Annotated in this window: 24 protein-coding genes; 14 read left to right on the top strand and 10 right to left on the bottom strand. The window is 33.7% G+C overall.

Annotation, left to right across the window (positions count from 1 at the left end; all coding sequences use genetic code 11):
- The first annotated feature begins 26 nt into the window (after nt 1-26).
- Genes B2989_RS01225 through B2989_RS01215 form a run of 3 tightly spaced genes read left to right on the top strand, consistent with a single transcriptional unit; the run spans nt 27 to nt 6,549 of the window.
- Entirely contained in the window at nt 27-3,041 is a 3,015-nt protein-coding gene (locus B2989_RS01225) for a type III restriction-modification system endonuclease (RefSeq protein WP_292942904.1), read from the top strand.
- A 21-nt stretch (nt 3,042-3,062) separates the two neighbouring features.
- Nucleotides 3,063-4,865: an ATP-dependent nuclease gene (locus B2989_RS01220; protein WP_292942901.1), complete on the top strand. Its 1,803-nt coding sequence runs from the start codon at nt 3,063-3,065 to the stop codon at nt 4,863-4,865.
- Nucleotides 4,855-6,549: a UvrD-helicase domain-containing protein gene (locus B2989_RS01215; RefSeq protein WP_292942897.1), complete on the top strand. Its 1,695-nt coding sequence runs from the start codon at nt 4,855-4,857 to the stop codon at nt 6,547-6,549. The genes B2989_RS01220 and B2989_RS01215 overlap by 11 nt, the downstream gene beginning before the upstream one ends.
- Nucleotides 6,550-6,583: 34 nt before the next feature.
- On the opposite strand, the gene B2989_RS01210 is transcribed toward B2989_RS01215, so the two are convergent.
- The 9 genes from B2989_RS01210 to B2989_RS01170 form a co-directional block, all read right to left on the bottom strand.
- The gene (locus B2989_RS01210; protein ID WP_292942894.1) at nt 6,584-7,024 is read right to left on the bottom strand and encodes a hypothetical protein; all 441 of its coding nucleotides are present in this window, start codon (nt 7,022-7,024) and stop codon (nt 6,584-6,586) included.
- Between the two features lie 4 nt (nt 7,025-7,028).
- On the bottom strand, nt 7,029-7,607 hold the full coding sequence (locus B2989_RS01205) for a hypothetical protein (RefSeq protein WP_292942891.1): 579 nt from the start codon (nt 7,605-7,607) through the stop codon (nt 7,029-7,031).
- A gap of 29 nt (nt 7,608-7,636) precedes the next feature.
- On the bottom strand, nt 7,637-8,236 hold the full coding sequence (locus B2989_RS01200) for a hypothetical protein (protein ID WP_292942889.1): 600 nt from the start codon (nt 8,234-8,236) through the stop codon (nt 7,637-7,639).
- Nucleotides 8,233-8,424, bottom strand: a complete 192-nt coding sequence (locus tag B2989_RS01195) for a hypothetical protein (protein WP_292942886.1) — start codon at nt 8,422-8,424, stop codon at nt 8,233-8,235. Before B2989_RS01195 ends, B2989_RS01200 begins: the two co-directional genes overlap by 4 nt.
- Nucleotides 8,425-8,473: 49 nt before the next feature.
- Nucleotides 8,474-9,262 (bottom strand): DNA adenine methylase, encoded by a 789-nt coding sequence (locus B2989_RS01190; RefSeq protein WP_292942883.1) that lies wholly within the window; start codon nt 9,260-9,262, stop codon nt 8,474-8,476.
- A gap of 15 nt (nt 9,263-9,277) precedes the next feature.
- Nucleotides 9,278-9,748 carry a JAB domain-containing protein gene (locus tag B2989_RS01185; protein WP_292942880.1) on the bottom strand — a complete coding sequence of 157 codons (471 nt, stop codon included), beginning with the start codon at nt 9,746-9,748 and terminating at the stop codon, nt 9,278-9,280.
- 75 nt (nt 9,749-9,823) lie between these two features.
- A complete protein-coding gene (locus B2989_RS01180; protein ID WP_292942877.1) occupies nt 9,824-11,002 on the bottom strand; it encodes a type IV secretory system conjugative DNA transfer family protein in 1,179 nt (392 codons plus the stop codon).
- A gap of 65 nt (nt 11,003-11,067) precedes the next feature.
- Entirely contained in the window at nt 11,068-11,964 is an 897-nt protein-coding gene (locus B2989_RS01175) for a tyrosine-type recombinase/integrase (RefSeq protein ID WP_292942874.1), read from the bottom strand.
- Nucleotides 11,965-12,350: 386 nt separating this feature from the next.
- Nucleotides 12,351-13,289 carry a tyrosine-type recombinase/integrase gene (locus B2989_RS01170; RefSeq protein WP_292942871.1) on the bottom strand — a complete coding sequence of 313 codons (939 nt, stop codon included), beginning with the start codon at nt 13,287-13,289 and terminating at the stop codon, nt 12,351-12,353.
- A gap of 123 nt (nt 13,290-13,412) precedes the next feature.
- Between B2989_RS01170 and B2989_RS01165 the strand changes: the two genes are divergently transcribed.
- From B2989_RS01165 to B2989_RS01160, 3 genes are all read left to right on the top strand, one after another.
- Nucleotides 13,413-13,907: a replication protein gene (locus B2989_RS01165; RefSeq protein WP_292942868.1), complete on the top strand. Its 495-nt coding sequence runs from the start codon at nt 13,413-13,415 to the stop codon at nt 13,905-13,907.
- A 267-nt stretch (nt 13,908-14,174) separates the two neighbouring features.
- Nucleotides 14,175-14,519, top strand: coding sequence for a helix-turn-helix domain-containing protein (locus tag B2989_RS15365; protein ID WP_414692204.1), 345 nt, complete (start codon nt 14,175-14,177; stop codon nt 14,517-14,519).
- The gene (locus B2989_RS01160) at nt 14,509-15,018 is read left to right on the top strand and encodes a hypothetical protein (protein ID WP_292942865.1); all 510 of its coding nucleotides are present in this window, start codon (nt 14,509-14,511) and stop codon (nt 15,016-15,018) included. Before B2989_RS15365 ends, B2989_RS01160 begins: the two co-directional genes overlap by 11 nt.
- A gap of 50 nt (nt 15,019-15,068) precedes the next feature.
- Here the strand turns inward: B2989_RS01160 and B2989_RS01155 are convergent, their stop codons facing one another.
- Nucleotides 15,069-16,226, bottom strand: a complete 1,158-nt coding sequence (locus B2989_RS01155; protein WP_292942862.1) for a hypothetical protein — start codon at nt 16,224-16,226, stop codon at nt 15,069-15,071.
- Between the two features lie 328 nt (nt 16,227-16,554).
- Between B2989_RS01155 and B2989_RS01150 the strand changes: the two genes are divergently transcribed.
- The 8 genes from B2989_RS01150 to B2989_RS01115 all read left to right on the top strand — a co-directional run bounded on the left by B2989_RS01150 (nt 16,555) and on the right by B2989_RS01115 (nt 22,623).
- Nucleotides 16,555-16,941, top strand: coding sequence for a hypothetical protein (locus tag B2989_RS01150; protein WP_292942860.1), 387 nt, complete (start codon nt 16,555-16,557; stop codon nt 16,939-16,941).
- Between the two features lie 2 nt (nt 16,942-16,943).
- Nucleotides 16,944-18,047, top strand: coding sequence for a hypothetical protein (locus B2989_RS01145; protein WP_292942858.1), 1,104 nt, complete (start codon nt 16,944-16,946; stop codon nt 18,045-18,047).
- A 41-nt stretch (nt 18,048-18,088) separates the two neighbouring features.
- Nucleotides 18,089-18,760, top strand: a complete 672-nt coding sequence (locus B2989_RS01140; protein WP_292942855.1) for a hypothetical protein — start codon at nt 18,089-18,091, stop codon at nt 18,758-18,760.
- 138 nt (nt 18,761-18,898) lie between these two features.
- The gene (locus B2989_RS01135) at nt 18,899-20,398 is read left to right on the top strand and encodes a type IV secretory system conjugative DNA transfer family protein (protein WP_292942852.1); all 1,500 of its coding nucleotides are present in this window, start codon (nt 18,899-18,901) and stop codon (nt 20,396-20,398) included.
- Nucleotides 20,391-20,753 carry a DUF2958 domain-containing protein gene (locus tag B2989_RS01130; protein ID WP_292942849.1) on the top strand — a complete coding sequence of 121 codons (363 nt, stop codon included), beginning with the start codon at nt 20,391-20,393 and terminating at the stop codon, nt 20,751-20,753. Before B2989_RS01135 ends, B2989_RS01130 begins: the two co-directional genes overlap by 8 nt.
- The gene (locus tag B2989_RS01125; RefSeq protein ID WP_292942846.1) at nt 20,753-21,193 is read left to right on the top strand and encodes a hypothetical protein; all 441 of its coding nucleotides are present in this window, start codon (nt 20,753-20,755) and stop codon (nt 21,191-21,193) included. The genes B2989_RS01130 and B2989_RS01125 overlap by 1 nt, the downstream gene beginning before the upstream one ends.
- 3 nt (nt 21,194-21,196) lie before the next feature.
- Complete coding sequence (locus B2989_RS01120) at nt 21,197-22,093, top strand: relaxase/mobilization nuclease domain-containing protein (RefSeq protein WP_292942843.1); 897 nt, start codon at nt 21,197-21,199, stop codon at nt 22,091-22,093.
- Nucleotides 22,094-22,128: 35 nt separating this feature from the next.
- Entirely contained in the window at nt 22,129-22,623 is a 495-nt protein-coding gene (locus tag B2989_RS01115) for a DUF4240 domain-containing protein (RefSeq protein WP_292942840.1), read from the top strand.
- Nucleotides 22,624-23,033 lie beyond the last annotated feature (410 nt).

Raw genomic sequence — 23,033 nt, 5'->3', positions numbered from 1 at the left:
ATTGAAGAAGTAAGAAGTATTTAATTATGGCAAAAGAAATGAAATTAAAATTTGAAGGTAATCTCGACTACCAGCAAGAAGCTATAAAATCCATAGTTGGTATTTTTGAAGGTCAGGAAATTAATAAGACCAATTTTACCGTTGCTCCATTACAAAATAATGATGGGCAAGCGTCTATGTTTAATACTGACTTAGGTGTTGGAAATAAACTATCATTGTTAGATGATGAGTTGTTAGATAATATTCAACGTATTCAACTTAGAAATGGTTTAAAACAAACTAAAGAATTAAACTCAAAGGATTTCTCAATTGAAATGGAAACAGGTACAGGAAAAACATACGTGTATCTACGTTCAATTTTTGAGATGAACCAAAAATTTGGATTTACCAAATTTATTATTGTTGTTCCCTCTATTGCTATTAAAGAAGGTACTAATAAGTCTTTGGAAATAACCAAAGATCATTTTAAAGGTATCTACGATAATGTTAACTATGATTTTTTTACTTATGACTCTAGTAAGTTAGAGCAAGTTAGAAGCTTCGCTACGAATGACTATATACAGATTATGGTCATTAACATCGATGCTTTCCGTAAAAGTTTTACAGACCCCACGAAAGAAACCTCAGCAAATATTATTCACCGAACAAACGATAAGCTTAGTGGCTACAAACCTATTGATTACATCAAATCTACTAACCCAATTGTCATTATTGACGAACCTCAATCGGTAGACAGCACTTCAAAAGCAAAAGAAGCTATTAGCTCATTAAATCCACTTTGTACATTAAGATATTCTGCTACCCACAAAGAGAAATATAATTTAATGTATAAACTGGATTCTGTTGATGCCTACGAGCAAAAACTAGTTAAACAGATTGAAGTGGCATCTATTGAAGTTGAAAATGTTCATAATCAGGCATATATCAAATTATTAAAAGTCGATAATAAGAAAAGTCTTAGAGCATATATAGAAGTTGATTCTTTTAAAAATGGAAAACTAACTCGAGAAAAAAAATGGGTTAAACAAGGTGTTGATTTGTATGAAGATATAACAAGGAGAGAAGTCTATGAAGGTTACATTATTAAAGATATTAGTGCCGAAAAAGGAAATGAATATATAGACTTCACAAGCAAACCAGATTATCTAAGTCTTGGGCAAGTTATTGGTTCTGTTGATGATGATTTAATAAAGAGAAAGCAGATTAGTAAAACCATAGAAGAACATTTAAATAAAGAACTTAATTTAAACCCTAAAAACATTAAGGTCTTAAGTCTTTTCTTCCTCGATAAGGTTTCAAATTACAGAATATACGATGAAGAGGGAAATGCTCAGAATGGAAAATATGCCCAAATGTTTGAAGAAGAATTCCTTAAGCATATAAAACATCCTAAATACAAAACACTTTTTGCAGGAATAAAAGATTTAGATTCTGAAGTTCAAGAAATTCACAATGGGTATTTCTCAATAGATAAAAAGAGTAAAAAAAGTAATAAGAAAGATAAATTTGAATTTTATAAAGATTCTAGTGGTAACACGAACGCTGATGATGATGCGTATAATCTAATTATGAAAGATAAAGAACGTTTACTCAGTTTTGGATCAAAGTTACGGTTTATCTTTTCACACTCTGCATTAAAAGAAGGTTGGGATAACCCTAATGTTTTTCAGATATGTACGCTTAATGAAACAAGTTCAAATATGAAAAAACGTCAAGAAATTGGTCGTGGACTTAGATTGGCGGTGGATCAAAAAGGGGAACGTATAAGAGGTTTTGAAGTAAACACCTTAACTGTAATGGCAAACGAATCTTATGAGGACTTCGTTGCAGAGTTACAAAGAGAAATTGAAGAAGATACTGGAATTAGATTTGGAATTTTGGAAACTCATACGTTTGCTAATCTCATAACAGGCTCAGAGGATGAGGACAAAAAATATTTTGGAGAAGAAAATTCTGAAAACCTGTATAATTTTATGCTTGAAAAAGGCTATATCGATTTGAAAGGGAAAGTTCAAGATTCACTTAAAACTGATTTAAAGAATAACGAAGTCGAAATACCTGAAGTCTTTGATTTTATCAAGATGCCTATTATTAAAACCTTAAAGAAAATTGCCGGAAACCTTAATGTAAAAGATGCTGCTGACAGAAAACACATTAAGATTAATAAGCAAATATTTTTAAGCGAAGAATTTAAATCACTTTGGGATAAGGTTAAATATAAAACAACTTATTCTGTTCAGTTTGACACGGACAGATTAGTCATTAAATGTGCAGAAGCCATAAGAGATAATTTAGTTGCAGGACGAGGAAAATTTGTATTTAAAAAAGCAATAGCTGAAATTACGAAAGGAGGTGTCGACGCTAAAGAAACAAAAACATCGACTTCCTTAGTTGACTCTAAATATATCAATCTGCCAGATGTAGTTGGTTATCTACAAAACGAAACAAACTTAACAAGAAAAACAATTGTAGATATTTTGATGCAAAGTGGTCGCTTAGATGCCTTTAAAAACAATCCTCAAAGATTTATTGATGAATCTATAAGATTAATTAAAACAGAAATGCGTCATTTTATTGTCGACGGAATTTCATATCAGAAAATCGGAGAAGGTGACTATTATAAGCAGGAACTGTTTAATGATGATGAACTTGTAGGATATTTAAAGGATAACCTTACAGCCTCAACTAAAAGTCCATTTGACCACGTTATATATGACTCAGCTATTGAAAAAGACATAACTAAAGATTTTGAACTGAGCGAAGAGGTTAAGGTTTACGCAAAACTACCATCTTGGTTTAAAATTGACACACCTCTTGGAACATACAATCCAGACTGGGCTGTACTTTGGGATGACGGCAAGAAGAGTAAACTATATTTTGTGATTGAAACCAAAGGAACATTGTCTTGGGAATTCTTAAGACCGACTGAGAAAGGTAAAATTGAATGCGGTAAAAAACATTTTAAAGCTCTTGGTGATGACATAAGTCTTGAAGTGGCAAATAGTTATGATAGTTTTGTTGATGTAATAACAGAAAAGTAGGTAACTAAAAACACCATTTATATGGTGTTTTTTGATTTTAGAAAGTATAATTCAAGGATAGATATGCATATTAAGAATATAAAAATTGAAAACTTTAGAAATTTCTCAAATTTCAACATAGATTTTAAAGACGGTTTTCAAACTATTATTGGAGAAAATAATATTGGAAAAAGTAACTTGTTTTGGGCATTGAGATTAGTTCTTGATAAAAACCTATCTTATAATTCAAGAAATCTACAAGAAAAAGATTTTTGCGATTTTGAAGATTTAACAATTGATTCCTACATATCAATAAGCATTGAGTTCTACGGGAAAAACCTTGCAAAGTTTCCAAATCTACACGCAATAAAGACTTCAAATGAAACCTTGAGAATAACTTATGTTTTTATTCATAAATCAAAACTAATACCTACTGAAGAGGTATTTGAAAATATAGAAATTAAAGATTTTCAATGGAGGTTATTTGGTGGTGGTAATGATTTTGACATTGCGGACATTTCAACTCTAAGCCAAATTAATTTTAGTGATGTAGAGGGAATAAATCTGTATTACATTTCTGGATTCCGAAATATAAACTCTGATTTAGCAGGTTCGACAAAATCACTTTTGAGCGAGTATTGCAAATCTCGTGAGGATGCAGAAATTGAATTAGGAATCGTAAAAGATATCTTAGCTAAGTCTACTGACGATTTGAATAATCAAGAGTTTATGCCTGAAATTGCCGAAGCATTGAAAACGAAAAATTCTGAAATTGCTGGAGAGCATTTTACCTTTCCAATCTCTCTAGGTTTTCTTCCTAATGATGACAATGAAGTATGGAACCAATTAAAGATTTTTTATAATCCAAAAGAAGGCAAAAATGTTCCAATGAATATTCTAGGTTTGGGTCAAAAAAACCTTTTGTACTTAAGTTTATTTTTGTCTAAACTGATTAATCAGCAAGATGATAATGAAATTAATTTACTGCTTATTGAAGAACCCGAAGCACATCTTCACCCTCAACTCCAAAAAATCCTCTTTTCTAATTTAGGGGTAATGAAAAACACCCAAGTATTTATGTCATCCCATTCCACTCATATAGCTAGTGACTGCGATTATAAAAACTTAAATGTTATTTATCGAAATACTAAAAAAATAGTGAAAGCATTTTCTCCATTTATTAACGAAGGTGCAAATCAAAAGGAGCTAAGAGAGCAACAGTTACTTAAACGTTATTTAGACGCTACACGCTCAGAACTATTCTTTTCTAGTGCTGTAATACTAGTTGAAGGAGTTGCTGAACAGTTTATAATTCCTGAGATTGCTAAAAAGGTGTTTGGGGTGAACTTAGTTGAACACAACATATCTGTTATACCAATACATAGTCGCTATTTTGATCCATTTCTCAGAATGTTCAAGGATGAAGATTTTGAGCTTACTTGTTGCGCAATCATTGATGGAGATGCCAAAGAGCACGAAGACGGAAATACAACTACGGCAGTAGCAAACGCGAAAAGCTTTGAAGTAGCGGATAGGGTAAAGGTTTTTGATGGAAACGAGACTTTAGAAGTCGATTTATTTCCATCTAAGACAACAAACTCTGAATACTTAAAGAAATGCTTTGAGAATTTAAATCATCCTATTTCTTATGCAAATTTAATGGCTACAACCGAGAATTGGAATGATGAATTATTGAAAAGAATTGACGGCACAATAAAAAAAGGAAGGTTCGCTCAAGAACTTTCACTTTTAATAGATGAGAACTTTGAAATTCCAAAATATCTGTATGATGCACTTCAATTTATTTTTACTAAAAATAATATTGAAATAGAAAATGAATCTTAATGCCTCACAGAAGAAAGCCGTTTTTAATTCTACTGGTAACGTCTTAATTAAGGCATCTCCTGGTACTGGAAAAACAAGAACATTAGTCGCTAGGGCATCACATAAAATTGATTCGCTACCAAAGCACAAATCTATTGCCTTGATTACCTACACGAATACTGGTGCGGATGAAATTTCTTCTCGGTTAGAAATTAATAAGAATATGTTCATAGGAACAATTCACAGCTTCTGCTTAGAGTTTATTTTACGACCATTCAGCTGGAAGTATAATTGGGCAAGACCTAAGGTGATAAGTTACGAATTACAAGAGTTGTTCTTTATTGAGAATGAGGATATAAAACTTGATGAAAATTTTGGTCAGAATAAATTTGAAGAGCTAAATAAAATAGCTCATAAAATAGATGGATCATTAAATTTAGATGTGGATTGGAATCATTCAAAAACACTTCAAGAGGTTTCTCAAAGGTACTATCTCTTCCAACAGACTCATGGTGTCATAGATTTTAATGAAATACTCTATAGGTCTTTAAAACTGATATCAGAACAAAAGTTTATAGCTCAATCTTTAGCTGCTAAGTTTTATGAAATTCTTGTAGATGAATTTCAGGATACAAATCTTTATCAATACAGCATCCTTAAGGAATTAATGCTAAATGGAGAATGTAGTTTTTTTATGGTTGGAGATGATAAACAACGAATTTTTTCTTTCGCAGGTGCTATCGAAGATTCTTTTGGAAACGCTATCTCTGACTTCAATGCTACGGAGGAAAGTTTGACAGAAACTTATAGGTCTACAAATTGTATTGTTGAGACATATAAAAAGTTGTTTAATAATCACCCATCAATCGAAAACGAATCAATAATTTCTAATTTAGATATTGATGTTATTTTTCACGAGACTAAAAAAGTAAATCACGAAGGTACTATTAAGTGGTTTGTAGATGAGCTTACAAAAAAGCATGATGTCCTTCCTGAAGAAATGGCAATATTATCTACAAGTTGGTACACGGGATTTCCTGTAAGTAAGATTTTAAGAAAAGATTATAACGTAGTGGGTTTAGGAGCGCTGCCACATAAATACATTAATAATTCCACTTCCACTTTACTTAAATCACTTAGTAGGTATTCCATTAAACCAAACATTAGAAATCTCAGGTCTATAAAAAGAAATATAGATATCTATTTATTAGATAATGACATTGCGTATTCTGAAAAACTATTGGCTCTAAAAACAAATAATCTAATTACTAAGTTTGGAGAGCTAAATTTTGATGAAGATGTAATTGCTGGTCTTCATCATATTGAAAAACTCTTTAAAAATTTTACTGGTATTTCAGATTCTTTATTTGAAATCATTCGAGAACTAATACCAAATGATGAAAAAGATTATTGGTCTCTATCGAAATATATTCAAGCTATTTCTGGAGTCAACGGAATTTTTAGCGATACTATACATAAGTCTAAAGGGTTAGAATTTGATGCAGTTATCTTAAACGGTGTTAATGAAAATAAAATTCCGTATCAAAAGCTAATAGATAGATCATCGTGGACATACGCGGATTTAACATCTGAAGATATTGAAAACGGGAGAAATTTACTGTACGTTGGTTTGAGTAGAGCTAAAAAATATCTCATAATCCTTCATAATTGGAAGCCATCCTTATTTATCGAAATTATAAAATAAAAACACTCATTTGATACTGAGTGTTTTGCTATATTTAATTTTGATTTGTCCAAATTTCTCTAGCCTTATCAAAGCCACACCAACGATGGTTTTTATCAAACCCCCGTCCAGCTAACTCGTGGCGAATAATTTTATCTAAAGGGATTTTATCCTCTATGATATATCTTAAGATTTCACCATCTATGACAGACACCATACCGATAATTGATTCCCAAAAAGGAAGTAATTCAATATCCTGCCTTATAATATCAAGCTGTCTATATGATAACTCAAAATGATTATCTGGAAGTATATCTAAGAAGCTCATTTGCATTTCAGCCGCTGTAGCTTCCTCGCATACTGCAAAATTATTTTTTGGACCATTTATAATCCCGAAAGTAATACCTGCAATTCTATATTTGAAATTTAACCACATACAATGGTCAATTGCTTTCTGTTTCTTATCGAAAATATCCAAGTACTTATAACTGCTCATAAACCTATTTTTTATTAGTTGAACTAATTGATTTTGGCTTCACCGTCATTTTTTTATTATCCGTCGTAGATTTTATTTTTTCATCAATTTCTATTGGTGGCTCTTCTTTTTTAATATTCTTGCCATTTAATGAAATAACATCTTCTCGTGACGATGTTTTATCAAGACTCTTTTTTCGAATTAACCTTTGTGTATTAAATAGAGAACGACATTTAATATTGAACTCCGTATAGTTGAAGGCATCCTCTTTCTTCTTAAAGGTCTTTACGTAAGCTTCGTATAACTCAGCATTAGTCAGCTGATTATCCTTAGTCTTCATAACAATATCAAGGACAAGGGAAGCTACAGGGTTGAGACCTCTCTCCGACTCCGAGAAACTAAAACCGAGTTGTTCAATACGCTTTCGTTGTTCATCATCTGCGTATTTTAACAGCACTGTAATGTCTCGTTTATAATCCTTAAGACGGTCTACTACCTGTCGTTTGCTTTCTTTTGCAGTTTCAATTTGTGCTTCTGTTTGCTCCAGAAGTCCTTGGTCTGTTTTGATGTTTTCTATTAGAACATCTACAATAGTTGCATTCATAGTATTAAATTTTAAATTAATATTTAGTTTTAAGTTAATAGCCAAAGGCTATGCACCACGAGTTCGTCTCGGGTAAATTTCTCTTCAACAAGGATATTATTAATTTCTTCTTCAGCTTCAGCTTTTGTATCGAAGAAGTAAGAAGGTTTGGTTGTGACCGCATAAACATCTTCAGCTAATACATCGCTTGTGAAAATGGCAAATACTTTTTTAGTAGTGCCTGTTTTCACCAAGAGACTTCGATAGTTAGAAGTATCATACTCATCCCATTCTTCAACTGGTTTTGAAGCCAAATAATGAAGTTCATTTTGAGTTCTTTGAAAGAATGAATCAATATCGGTCTGAGCAATATTTGGTGTATCCGTCATAGATTTTTCTAAGCCATAAATAGTCCAAAGTAAGATGCCATAATTGCTATTGATTAACTCAAGCAATTGTGGACGCTCCATAAATCCTAGGGCGTTTTTACTCCATACATCACGATATAACCAATGAATGATTTCGCGTAATTCACTATCAGTATAATAGCTCGCTAATTCTGAAGAAGTATTTGATTCTTTTTCTGACTCCAGAAATGATTCAAGCCTATTAAGGAAGAATAGAATTCGTTTATAGTTTCTTAGTTTCATTCCTCTTCATTTAAAGGTTCACAATGGTTTTCAATGGTCGCTAAAAGATGATTGTAGTCACCATTTTTAGCCTCAGCCATGACATCCTCTATTTCTTCGGTTGTCCAGCCTTCTTTCTTTGCTTGTTTTCTAAATACACCCATAATCATAAAGGCATTACCGTTTACACCAATCAAGTTTAGATTCACGGTTTTTTCAATTACTTTTTTCATATTGAATTGTTTAAATTATTAATATTTAATCGAGTGGGAAGTTTGCCGTAAGCACTTCCGTTTTTGTTTTATTAGTCTTAGATTTTGTTTGATTTGCCGTTACTAATTGCTCTACGGTTTTGGTATGCCAATTAAACTCTAATGTGAACTGGGTTAATAATTCTGATGGATACGAACTGAGGATAAATTTTCCTTTCAGCTTTGAAAGAACCTTAAGTAATTCGATAAAATCATCCTTAGAATAATTACTGTAGTGACCCATATTAGAATTAAAATAAGGTGGATCTATGTAATGAAATGTTTCAGGACTATCTCTTAGTGTTAGAATTTTCAAAGCATCAGTACACTCAATCTGAGTACCTTTTAATCGATCTTTTAGTTCAGGTGTCAGCATCTCCTTTTTGTTTTCCCAGCCCATAGCTTTGGTTCCTTTAGTATAACAACCAAAAGATCCAATGCGTCCAGAAAACCCCATATTCGTGAGCACAAAAAATGCCCAAGCACGTTGTAGGTCTGTAAAGAACACATTATGCTTATAGATATTTAGAGCTACGTTATATACAACTCTAGAATATGCCGTCACTTTTATTTTTGATTTGAGTGCTTCAAAATCTTCGTGAAGTACTTTATAAAAAATAGTTACGAAATTATCAGTGTCATTAATGATTTCGTTTTTAACTTTTGATTTTAAAAAGAATACCGCAGCACCACCTGCAAACGCTTCGGTGTAAATGGTATGTTCAGGAATTAAAGCCACAATCATTTTGGCTAAATTCTGCTTGCCACCATAATATGTAATTGGTGTTTTTATCATAAATTGATAAAAGTCTTACATCCAATTACTGTCAGAAAAGGACACAAAACCTTCAGAGGTTAGAATAAGATGGTCGAGTAAGGTTATATCTAGTAGCTTTGAAGCGTTAGATAATTTCTGAGTAAGACGTTTATCAGCCTCAGAAGGAGTTAATTTTCCAGAAGGGTGATTATGCGCTACGATAATCGCAGATGCATTAGCTAGTAAAGCCAATTGATAGATTTCTTTAATATTTACCATCACACCACTGGTATTTCCAACAGCAATTTCACTAACACCAATAACTTGATTGGCATTAGTAAGTAAAAGCACCCAAAAGAATTCTTTGTAGTCGATACGCTCAATGTCTATGAATGAGCGTAAAAGCTTTTCTGAATCCTCTGATGATGATACTTTTTTGATAATGTTAAAAAATGGACGCTTGTAGTGAATTTGTACTTCGTGACATTTTATAATAGTTTTTGTATTACTATTTTCTGTATTCATAATTCTATAAAATTTAAGAAAGGTTCCTTAAGAGTATTACAGAGATGAATTCCTTCGAATACTCATATTTTGTTGTCACAAAATATCCTTGTAATACAGCGTTTTTGCTGTAAATGGTTTGGAAGGTTTACCATCAATCATTAAGGAAATAATAATGCTACGGTTAGGGAGGTAAACATAATCACCGATAGAGAGAGGACTATATTCTTTAAACTGCTGACGTGTCATAAACTCAGCATCATTTGCTCCTATTCTAAAACAAATAACAGTCCCCACATTCCCGAGAATTCCGTGCCTTATGTTGTCTGAAATTTCTTGTAGATAATGGTGCGCGATATTAAGTGAAACTTTGAACTTTCTCAATTCAGAGAACATATCTGAAATATTAGTTGTGTAGTATTGGAATTCATCAAGGTACACATGAAAGGGAACTCTCTTTGTTTCGGGTAGAATTACTCTTGCGAGAGAACTATTGTATATTCCTGAAATAAGAATAGACCCTAATATGTGAGTTACATCACCACCAAGGCGTCCTTTGTTTAGATTAACCAAGACAATCTTCTTTTCATTCATAGCTTTGAAGAGCGATAATGAATCTGGATTATCAATAAGGAATCGACTGGCACTTGGATGTACTAATAAGGAACCCAATTTACTTAATACAGGATGTAGTACCGAAGAAGATAACTGAGGAAGTTCTTTTGTAAAAAATCGTTTAACTTCAGGATTAACAATATTAGGAATGCAGGCTTGCCTATAGCTTGAGTCTTGAAGGATTCTGAGGATATCCTTGAGATTTGCTTTTGGCTGATCCAAAAGTGCTAAAAGCGCCATACGTATAAGGTTTTCTAATCGAAGCCCCCACGATGAACTCCATAACTTTTTGAAACTTTCTAAAATTCCACTCGCCACTAATGAGCGCATTTCATAATTCACTTTTTTAATTGGGTTGTATCCAATTACTAGCTTAGGATTAGGGATATCAAGATAAATAATGTCCTTTTTCCTATGCTCAGGGATATGCTGCAACAAGGTTTCAATGAGGTCTCCGTGTACATCACACAGAAATACCCCAGCATTATTTCTTTTAATATCTTGTAGGCATAAGGTTAATATTAAATTAGACTTACCGCTGGTTGTTTTACCTAAAATATAGGTATGCATAAATCGGTCTGCTTGAAATATGCCGAACTTGTGACGAATATCTCGAAAGTCAGTAATACCTATATAACTAATAATTTTAGGCTCAAACATATTACATACTATGAGCTAATTATAAGTTTCAAAAAACTCATTCTTTGTAGGCATAAAAAAATAGCCTAAAAGCTATTTTTTTCTAATGGGTGCTTCATAAGCACACTCCTAAGGTGTTCGGCAGATGCAGATAGATAAAGAGTTGTCGTTTTAATATCGTTGTGTCCCATCATCTTAGAAAGGGAATAAACATCGCATCCACCTTCAAGCATAAGAGTAGCGAAAGTATGTCTCAAAACATGAGGCCTAAAATAGACTCCTGAGCATTCTCGTATAGATTTAACAACCCTTCGAAGTCCTGCATCAGTATAAGCTTTATTTAAGCGAAAAGAAGTGAAAAATGCTGGACATGTTTTTTTCAATTTTTGACGTTCTTTTAAATATCGTTTCAAGATTTCTGCCAACCTATAACTAATAGGAATAATTCTCTGCTTTTCACCTTTACCATTTATAAACAAGGTTCTATTTTCAATATCGACATCATCAAGCGTAAGCTTGAAAAGTTCATCTTTGCGAATACCTGCAAAAACAAAGGTTGATAAAATAGCGTGATTTCTATAGCGAATAAACCGATGAGAACAAGGGAAGTTAAGTGTGGTTTCAAGAATAAGATTGGTCTGTTGTTTTGAGAGGTTCTTAGGTAGCGACTTAGGAATTTTTGGGAGCTCAATTCCTTTAACATAATTAGTTTCTAGATGACCATTGGCAACAGCCCAGTCAAAGAAAACAATGAGTGTCATATAGTAGGTACGATACGTAGTTGATTTCCATTTACGCTCAACTCGTCCCTTAAAAAAGAAGGCAAGAACTTTTTGCTCATTTATATCATCAAAATGATTTACCTCTGAGAGTGATATAAAATTATTAATATTCTCACTATATCTTTTAATAGTGTTATCCGAGAGCCCTTTAATAAATTTGGAATAAGTACAAAAAATCTCCAGTAGTTGTTCGATGTGCATAATAAGATGCTGGCATCGATCTACTGGAGTGTGAACGGGCGTATATGTTAGTGATGTGGTCGTAAAAGTTATTTTTTTAGGCTGTAAAAACAGCTAAAACCCTTTATATATACAGAACTATCAGCCTCAAGATGTGGTCTAAAGTGCGGTCACGAAATTATCAGTGACGCGCTCTAACCACCTGAGCTACACGCGCGATTATAATGTTATTTTATAAGGGTTTTAGACCTATACCTTCCAAAAACATAGTTTTTAGGATGGACCACATCACCACTAAGAGTTTTGCGATAAAAACAGCATTAATTTTGCAGTAGTCGATGCATTAGCGGTTGATTAACGTTTAATGAATACGACACTTGGAATATTACACGAGCTAACGAAAAAAATCAATATGATAGTTTATCAATATAGCTTCGTGCGTGCTCTGGTGTAATAGAACGTAAGTATCGTTCCGTCATTTGAGTAGTTGAATGACCTAATGCTTTCATTATAGTAGCAATATCAGCTCCTGACTTTGCTAAGGAACAGGCGAAGGTATGCCTTGTTTGATGAATGTGAAATCTTACTCCCGATAACTTTCTATATCGCTTTACCCAATGTTTCAATCCGTAAATGGTTAGTTGTTCATCCTTACGTGTTGAAGTCACTACATAGGGGCATTTTAGCCCTCTGAGGCGTCTTTCTTTTAGGTGAGTATCGAGCTGTTGAAGGAGCTGAGGATGTAATGGAATGTACCGATCCTTTTTACTCTTTGATGTAGAAGCGTTTACTTTAATCGTCCTACTTACCAAGTCCACATCTTGAACTTTTAACGATAATAATTCATTTCTCCGAAGTCCAGAATAAATACAAAAATTTAAAATGAGCATATCTCTTTGGTAGACCAAAACATCATCCATAGTGTGAAGACTTATTGTTGCCATGAGTTTAGATATTTCTAAATCTGTTAAGGCCTTTTCATCAGTATATCTTGGCTCTGGTGGCTTTGTAATTGAATCCGAGAATCCTGAATCAAGATAATTATTACGTTCCATCCATCTAAAAAATGCAACAAGCTTACTATAGTATGTTTTGATAGTTGATTGTTTCAGCTTCCCACGTATTGTTTTCTTTCCAACAAGACGATCTCTTGTGCCAAGTCGTTCATAAAAGATATTGAGAGAGTGCTTTGTGAGATGCTCTGGCGCAGTAATTTCAGGCATTACCTTAATGAATGCATGAAAAACGTGGGTATAGCTTTTAATGGTTTCAGGACTAAGACCTTTAGTGTAATTACATTCCAAAAGATAGCCCTTAAATAGTGTTTTTAATTGATTGCTTTGCATACTATTATCCTATGACCACAACACTAAATTTGATACTCATACAAAATTGTCAAAACAGAAAAATGTTAGATATGACTATTTTATAGGTCTATCTTCAACGCTGGCGTTCATTATACTTTTTCTATGAACTACAGAGAGACCACACAATTACCAAATGCCTTAGTAGATGCTCATTTGAAAAACCTTTCAGAGAAAGAATTGAAAATATTATTACTTATCATAAGACAAACAATAGGTTTCTCAGATGGTCACGGAGGTAGGAAGAAGAAGGAATGGTTATCTCAAAAATTTATTTCAAACCGAACTGGTCTCAGTTGTAAATCAATCTCATTAGGTATTCATCAACTTATTAACAAGAAGCTGGTAATTGCTACAAATAAAAAAGGCGCCATTCTAAATGAACCAGAAGAGCGTAAGGGTTGCCTACGTATATTCTACGCTTCAACCTATTTTCAAGAAAAATCTAATGTAAAATTATCCAAAAATCCTATTACGAAAAGTAATACTATAAAACTAACAACTAAAAAACTAAGCAACTCAAAAATTCAAAAAAACAAAAACAGTAAACTTACTGATTGGGAACGTTACTGTTATCTTACTGGACAATCTATTAATTAACGTTGTATAATAAATACTTTATGTATTTCATATTCTTATCAGTTTTCTTTTATGAATGCTCTGCATTCAACATCAAAAGAGAAGTGAAAAAATATAATACATACTCTTGTGATTAATCTCACAAAATATTATTCAAAATTACTTAAGGAGAAGTGTCACAGCCGAAAAAAATTGTCATAGTGACAACTCCGTATGAGTATTATCAAATTAATATGTCCAGTACATTATAAAAGCGTTGAGCTCTAACCTTCAACGCTCTTATTATTTATGCATACAAAATCAAAATTATTATCCCATTATCGAAAAGATGCGAACTTGCCACTTCATGACGTTGCGTTTCTTCTCGGTATAGATAAGGGAAACCTCTCCAAAGTAGAGAGGGGAATGCGCCAAGCAAACCCAAACATTTATCTTTTATATCACATGCTCTTCGGAGTACCGCTTAATGAATTATTCGCTGAACAGATGAGTCTACTCAAAAATAATATAAGCAAGCAAAGTCAAATACTAGTAGACGAGCTTAACACTTGTCGACCTCCAAGGAGTACTCAAAGAGTACAATTTATAGAGTCATTTGTAAATAATTTAAGTAAAGACTGCCATGAGTCATAACCCGATGGAAGATGGTCATGAGCGAATTTTAAGCATATATCCTAACTCATATGGATTTGGATTTGCATTAATGCAAGGAGCGCTTACAGTAATAGATAAAGGTGTTATTAGAATTACTCCAATGAGTAATACAGAGTCAATGGTAGAAATAAAAAAGCTTATTAAAAAGTATGATCCTGAAAGAGTCATACTTGAAGATTTTAAAGGAAACTCAAGCTTCAAATGTGCAAGAGTTAAACAGCTCATCAGAAGTATAAGTGTTTATCTTAAAATAAGTGAAATTAACTTTTCGTCATATTCGAGAGAGCAAATTCGGATTGTATTTGATATCTGGAACGCCAAAACTCGTTATGAAATCGCGGAGGTAATAGTCCGTAATATTCCGAAATTAAGAATGTTATTTTTCGAGAAACCTAAATATCCACGAACAGAAACGTATCACTTTGGATTATTTGATGCAGTGTCTCTCTGTATTTGTCATTATTACTTGGACAACTAATTAATAATAATCTCCAAAATTTCTATGAAGAGCTTCCAATGTGGAGCTTTTTATTTATTCAAATCCTTTTCAAACAAAACCACTTCGGACATATTAGTAAATTTAAATTCAACATTAATATGTCCTAAATCACAAAATATTTTTTCATCATCAATAACAGGTGAGTAGGAATCTACCTCTCCTAGAAATATTCCATTATTTTCAAATTTATCAACGTCAACATCATGGTTAAAACTATATCCTTCACATGTTTTATGTTTACTGTTATTAGTATGCTTTACGGAGACAATCTCTAGTTCCCAGTGTGCTGGTAAATTGTCTAATTTAATACCATCATAAACACTTCTAACGTTCTTACCACTCAGAGAAAAAACAATATTTGTGCTGTTTTCTAACAAGCCTTTTTTATCATAGAAAACATGTGTACGACCGTTGCTTACAGCCAACCCTTTTCCTGTTCCCATATAACTACACGTAACAAAAAAATTATATGAATTGCCTGGAGACACTGAAGGCATTTTAAGAGTTTTGTTATCACCGCGCGCCATAGCTGAATACACAAAACCTTCTCGATTCGGGACAGGGTTTAAGCTAAATTCTGTTTTTGAAATTGACTGATAGTTCGATTTAATAAAGCCTTGAGCATAATTATAAGCTAATACTAATGATATTAGACTGATAGCTATCATTAAAACTAACGACCCAATTTTAACCTTATGAAACTTTCTCTTTTCATCATTACCAACTAAATCATAAATAACAAAAACTGCAAAAGGAATAATAACTAAGGGTAGAAATGAAACAATCAATCCTACTAGGTAAGGCCAGAACTTTGTTTCTTCGGTATCTTCTTGTTTATCCGATTCGGAAAAAACATTTGCCCTATAAAATTTAATTAATCTATTGAGGTCATCTATTTGTGTCTTCTTAAAGACCCTCTTATCCTGAGAGCTTTCATCAAAGTATTTTCGCAACCAACTTGTTGAAAGAATACTGCGTGTCTTTCCTTGTCCATCAGGAGGACAAATTTTCTTACTATCAGAACTTATTCTTTTATAAAAAGGATTATCTCCACTCTTATTTTTCTTTGAAACAATGCTTTGTATTACTTCTTCATCTCTATAATAATCTAAGAAAGCCTCATTCAAGGAAGCTAATTTATTGTCAGCTTCAATTTTAGTTACATTTTTTTTACCCTCGTCACTCATTCCGTAAAGGTATTAAAATCTGAATATTGGAAGAATATCCTAAAATAAATTTACCCGTGACCTAAAGTAATTTTTTTTCGATTTGGATGATCTAGGATGATTTTGGTTGTTCGTGCTGTTGTTCTTCAATGGGGTATAAAAAAATGCCTCCAGTAAAATGAAGGCACACCGAGTTCAAAGTACCAGTTTGAACCGATTAATCAGCAGGAAAACCAACAACGTTTTCAAGCAAACTATAACTACTATAAGTAATATAGTTTTTTTGTCAAATAGATTAGTCAGTTCAAAATGGCTTTGAAAATTTTTAACTATTAAAATTTTCAGCCGTATGAAAAAAAACAAAGAACAGGAAGTCATCACTTCCAAAAAAGCAAGAGGACTCTTCAATTCTCTTGAAGCCAAAGAAAGATTTAAAGTTTTAGATGAGTATTACACTCTAGGCTTTTATAAAATGGCGCAACACAAACACACCTCTTTAGAACTTCAGCAGTATTTGTTGAATCGAGGTTATCACGCAACGTATTGGAAAGGCGATAATAGAGGTTTCTACAATCCAAGGAACAGACAAACTCTTAATGTTCCGGATGATAATTGCACGCTCACAGAAGATCAAATCATTACACTATTCCGAAGTAGTCAAGCAACTGATTTACCACCAAAACTTGAGTGGTACAAATTTCAACTATTTAAATATTCAAATTTTAAAACCTGTTAATTATGAAAACAAAAGTTAAGAAAAACGTATCGGAGAACAACAGCATAACCGTGTTCAGATACAAAATGGAAGACTTGGAAAAGAAATTAAACCAAGAGCATGAGGAAATTAAAAACGGAATTGCAATTCCGTTAGCTAAGGATTTAGGTAACATGAAACCGAGCAAGCCAGAAGTTGATTGTACAAAAGACGTTTATACTGGGGTCATTGATGGAGCTTACAGTAAGATGATGATGTCTATTAAAAAAGAACTGCAATCTGAAATTGAAGCACATCATATCATTGCGGATAAGATAGAGGCTGACAAAAAACTCGAAGAGGCTGAAGCTGAACTTGAAAAAGCCGAAACAGATTATCGTATAAAGAAGCGTGAGCTAGAGGCTTGCGATAAAACTATTGAGAAAAAGGCTAAGCGATACAAATGGACACGAGGTGTATTATTCTTTTTAGTATTAGTAGACACGCTCATTTCAGGAACAGCACTTCAAGCTATGGGCTATCCTCTCATTACATCCTATATTTTGGGTTTTGCAATTGGAGTCGGTATTTTTCTTGTTGCAGAGTATCTGCCTGAAATCATTTCTAAAGGGAAGACCTTATGGCAAAAGCGAATGATTACAATACTAATCTTTACTGGACTCTTTGTAGTGTTTTATGTACTTGGTATTTTCCGTACGACAACATTTAGTGGCAATACCGTATTCGGGAATGGCGCGGGCCCACTCTACTTTGCCTGTCTTAACTTATTTTTCACAGCGGTGGCAACCTTGGTTGTTTTCTTCGCTGGGCTCACACGAGAAGAGAAGAAAATATGGGATAAGTACAAGACTGCCGAAGGAGAAGCTTTAGAGCTTAAAAAAGAAGTAGATACCTTAAAGATTAAGATTACCGACATCCGAAAAGAACAGAAGGAGTCTGAATTAGCTCGCAAACAAATTCAGATTTATGCCCATGACATGCAAGAGCTCGTCCAGCGCTTGTATGAAGAATCACAAAAGACTTTTTACAGTACCAACTGCATACACCGAAGTGACGGTAAGGTGCCTAAGTTTTTTGAGGACGATATACCGATGCTTCCTTCATTCTATTCAAGCTTAAGTATTTAAACATGAGGAGCTGGATATATATATTGGTGATAGGGCTGACTATGTCAGCCTGCACCAAATCGGAGCAAGTTGGAACACAAATTTCCATTTTAGAAGATAGAACCGAAGAAGATTTTATTGCTAAGCCAAACCCTATTCAAATCAAACAAAAATTTGGTTTAGATGAGGATTCATGGAGATCTGCAATATTTAGACACGGTCATATTAGTAGCCTTATACATAACGAACGAGCAGAAGTTAAACTTATAGGTGCTACTGCATTATTAGGAAACCAATTAGAGCGAGATGTTGAAGTAGAAGCGTTTTACAAAAGAACAGATTCTATTTTGAATAATCGAATTGATGCAGGTAATTATCCTTATTCTTCTATTTGGAAGCCTATTGTTGAAGAATTGATTTTCTTACAGAAGGATACCATTATCTCAACGGAACTATATGTTTACTCTGATTTACAAGAAAACAATAGTGAGTGGTTCTCGGTTCATAGGCATAAAGATATGCTAAAACTGGAGCGACAACCAGAGCTCGTTAAGGAGCTGTTTTTGAAGCATACATCTCATCTCAAGCGAACAAATTCCAATATTAAGGTCATCGTTGTTTATCAGCCTCGAACGATAAAGGAGGATACTGCATTTGCTTTGATGAAAGCTCTCTACGCAAGCATATTTGAGGAATTAAATCTGCCTATTGAGTTTGTATCTAACGTCAACTAATTCGATACAGATGAAACTAGTCCTTACACTACTCCAATTCATATTCAAGATTGTTCTAATCTGCGTGTACGGATGTACACGTGGGCTAGAGCTTATTCTTGGTGCAACTAATAATCTATTTCAAAAACTTTTAGGAAAATGAATATTCAAAACTACATAACATATACATTAGAAAAAGGTGGGGAATTCCTAGACGGGATACTTCAAAACCTTGTAGGCAGCAAACATAATTTATCTGCTAAATTTGGAAGAGAAAGTAAACTTATATCCGCATCACACGATGGTTTATCAATAACTGGAACTAAGTTTTTATCAGCCAAAAAATCAAAAGAACATTTACTTTGTTTCGCACCAAGTGGTGTAGGAAAGTCTACAGTTTTCTTAATACCCAGTGCCCTAAGAATTGCGAGTGCATATAAGCCTGCCAGTATGATTATCAACAATCCATCTGGTGAGCTTTCAAAAATGACCAATCATTTTGTAAATCAAGGATACAAGGTGTACAGCTTTGACCCTGATAATAAGGAGCAGTCTATTTACTACAATCCACTGCACCGCATACAATCACCATCAGACATTACCAAGGTTGCAACTATGTTAGTACAGAAGAACGGTAAAAAGACGTCTGACTTTTGGGATTTAAAATCCATAGAACTCATTAGTCTTTTAATTGAATTCCTTCTTGAAAACACCTCGAAGATTTATCAGAACATCGGCAACGTATATTACTTACTCGAGAATCTTGCAGGCAATGAAGATGTTGTAAATGGACTATTTGCAGATGAAAGTACTCAGAGTCAATGGCGAGCATATAAGAGTGTTATCGCCAACAGCGAAAAGACCAAGTCGAATATCATTAGTTCAGCGATTTCTCATTTATCATTTATCGGAAAAGATCCATCTCTCCTTGATGTGACCAGTGTAGATACTTTCGATTTTGCTCGTATGCGAAAAGAAAAAATTGTTCTCTTTCTCAATTGCAATATCACCAACATGAACTATTACAGTCCTCTGTTTGGTTTGTTTTTCGAACAACTCTTTAGTGAAGTATTTAGATCAATTCCTCAGGTAAAAGATAATGACTTGTACCTCCTTATTGATGAGCTATCAAGTATCCCGCTCCCAAGCCTTTCAAACGTCATTGCTAATGCTAGAAAGTATATGTCCATTCTTGGAGTACTTCAGAGCGAAAACCAGCTGTATGAGAACTATGGCCAGTATAACGCCAAAAGTATTCTTAACAACGCTTGCAAGGTCTATATGACAGGTTTGAACGATGAGTGTGACCGCATTTCAAAAGCCTTGGGAGACTATCAATACTATGAGGATAATGATAAAAAAATCCTCAGAAGTAGAGCACTTATGACAGGTTCAGAAATTAGAACTATGCCGAAGGACAATGTAATAGTCATTCCTAATGGTGGTATGAAGCCATTGCTTTGCAAGGTTAAGCCCTATTACAAAATCAAATCCTTTGTAAAAGCTATGGAAATGGAATTACCTGAAAATTTCAGCCCTGAAAATAATCCTAGTTACCGTATTCAGTATTTACCACTTGAAGCTTACACCAAGAAAAAAAATGCCACGGTAGCTGTAAACAATAATCTAAAAACTAAACAAGATGAAGTTAATGACTAAAACGTTAGAAAAAAGGTTTGCTCAAGTTGGCGACCAGTCAGAAAAAGAAAATCCAACCTTTATTGCCAAGTTCTTTGACCCTGTTGGTTCTGGAACGTGGTATGCAACGGAATATAATCCCGAATCAAAAATTTGTAACGGTTACGTTACTGGACTTGCCTTTGATGAATGGGGTTCTTTTTCAATAACAGAATTAGAATCTATTGTAAGACCCTTTGGATTAGGAATAGAGAGAGATATCCATTTTACCGAAATGAGCTATCACGACATTGTTCCGCCAAAACCAAAGAAGCGTAAGCTAGAGCTCCAAGAGCTTAAAAAAGGTAAGGAACAAGAAAACAATCAAGAACGCTAATGGAACCGTTTAGCTTTTCATCACTCCATGAGTATTTGGATTGTGCTTTTAAGGACAATCCAAATCCTTCATGGGATGAAATTAAAAATGCTAAAAAAGAGTATTGGAAAATATACTACAAACACTATAGAAGAGAAAAGAGAATCAAAAGGAAAGAATTCTCACTTGGCTTTTATCCAAAACAGCTAACGTTGATACACCAAAAAAGAGGGGGTAAAAGCATATCGAAGTTCTTATATGATGCTGTTAACACACAACTCACATCTCAAGACGCACCTCAAGTAGACACAAAAGTCTTTAGCGAAGTACACCAACAGTTACGAACACTCATTAACCTGATGGAAGAGTCTTTAGATAATGAAGCTTCAGATGCTCTTGAAGAGATGCTGGAGCGATTTGAGAAAATTGAAGATAGCTTTTTAAAACTATTAAATCCATAAATCATGATAATTAAGAGTAAATCCATAAAGTCTAAAAAAGCACTTGAAAATACTATCCGCTATATTCTTACCAAAGAAAATCAGAAGCAACTCGGCTTCATTATTAATCGCTATATCAAGGGTGATAGGAACTTTGATAAGCAAATGAAAGAAGCACAGGATGATCTTATTAAAGAACAAAAATTGCTGGAGAAGCGTATTAAAAATATGGTAAGCCAATTCAGCGAAAATGAATCCAAACGTACCATTGAAAGACGTAATAAAAATATTGCATATCACGAGATAATATCTTTTCACAAAGCTGATACTGATAAGCTACCAAAAAAGGTGCTTCTGAAAATTGCTCGAAAATATGCCAACGAACGTTCACCAAACTCAATGGTGATAAGTACGATGCATTCAGACAAAGACCATCTTCACATTCACAATGTTATTTCAGCACTCGAATTTGCTACAGGAAAGCCAGTGCGTTTATCTCGAAAAGAATTTAAAGAGGTTAAAATCCGTATGGAGCAATTTCAAGAAAAGGAACTTGGACTAACCTTCAGTAAAGTCAATCATTCTAAAAAAAAAGAAGCGATGCTTCAGCTTGATATTGAACGAGAGTTAAATCTTCGAGGTAAACAAAGCGAACGTCAAGAATTACGTGATGTTCTGGTTGAAGTATTTGCTCGTGTCCGCACTGAACAGGTAGATAAGAGAGAATTTGAAAAAGCAGGAATCCAATTCTATTCAAGAGCTGGTAAGATTGTCGGCGTCCAAGGTTTCAAAAGACGCTACCGACTAAAAACATTAGGTTTTGATCCAGCAAGAATATCTATAGAAAAAGAGCAAAAACGTATGAACGAGTTAAAGAAATTAAAATCTCGCAACGATAAAGATCAAGAACAGGAGCGCTAATGCTATGATACAATTGAATATATAAACCGAGCATTATGATGAACAAAATCACATTTTTTAAAACCATAAAGAAAGCCTTAGAACAAACACCTTTTGAAGATATCATTAATTATGATGAAAGACTTATTATAGAACTTAAGACAAAGACCAACAGCGAAATTGCTCAATTTCATTTATGTATGCTAGAGCTGAGAAGGGAACTTGATACTTTTGAAATTAACAAAGTCGCGCGTTCACTCGACCTAGCTCCTAATCGAGAAATATTCAATAGATTTTGTAACGGCATCATTGCTTCTGGAGAAGAGTTTTACGATCAAGCCAAAGAAGGAAAAGGATTTCTAGAGACAAAACTTCACAATAATCCTGAAGAAATTAAGCAACTCTATTACGAAGGTTTAAGCCTAGTATCATCAGCTGCTTATTATGATAAGAAAGGACTCGATGCAGATTGGGATGTATTATTACGTAATGAAAAACGACGACAGGAGTTAGAACAACAAGTACATAACAAAAGCGAATTAGAGCGATAAGACTATCGCAACAAACAAAAATACAAGACAGGACGAAGCAATTCTCCTGTCTTCTTTTTTTGGGTAAGAACGGATTCCAAAGGTGTCCTTTGGCAAGATCGCTTTTGAAATGGTCGTTAGAACAGTTCAAAAGCAATCTTGCCCAGCTATGTCTTAAAAGTTTCAACGACTTAAGTCATCGCTGGTCGCAAATGTTCAAAAAGCTACGCAGTAGGCGACTTTGGACATTTGCTTCCTTACAAAGGACAAAGGTTTTACAAGGAAGTTGTTTTACAGATGTTTTACAGGGAATAAAAAAAAGTAGCTCCATTTTAATGTAACCACCTTATTTAAATGCAAAAAGCACTGAAAATCAGTGCTTTTTCTTAGTAGCGGGAACTGGACTCGAACCAGTGACCTTCGGGTTATGA

Origin of the sequence: Olleya sp. UBA1516, assembly GCF_002323495.1 — a bacterium.
Lineage (GTDB): Bacteria > Bacteroidota > Bacteroidia > Flavobacteriales > Flavobacteriaceae > Olleya.
This window is presented reverse-complemented; position numbering and strand designations above follow the sequence as displayed.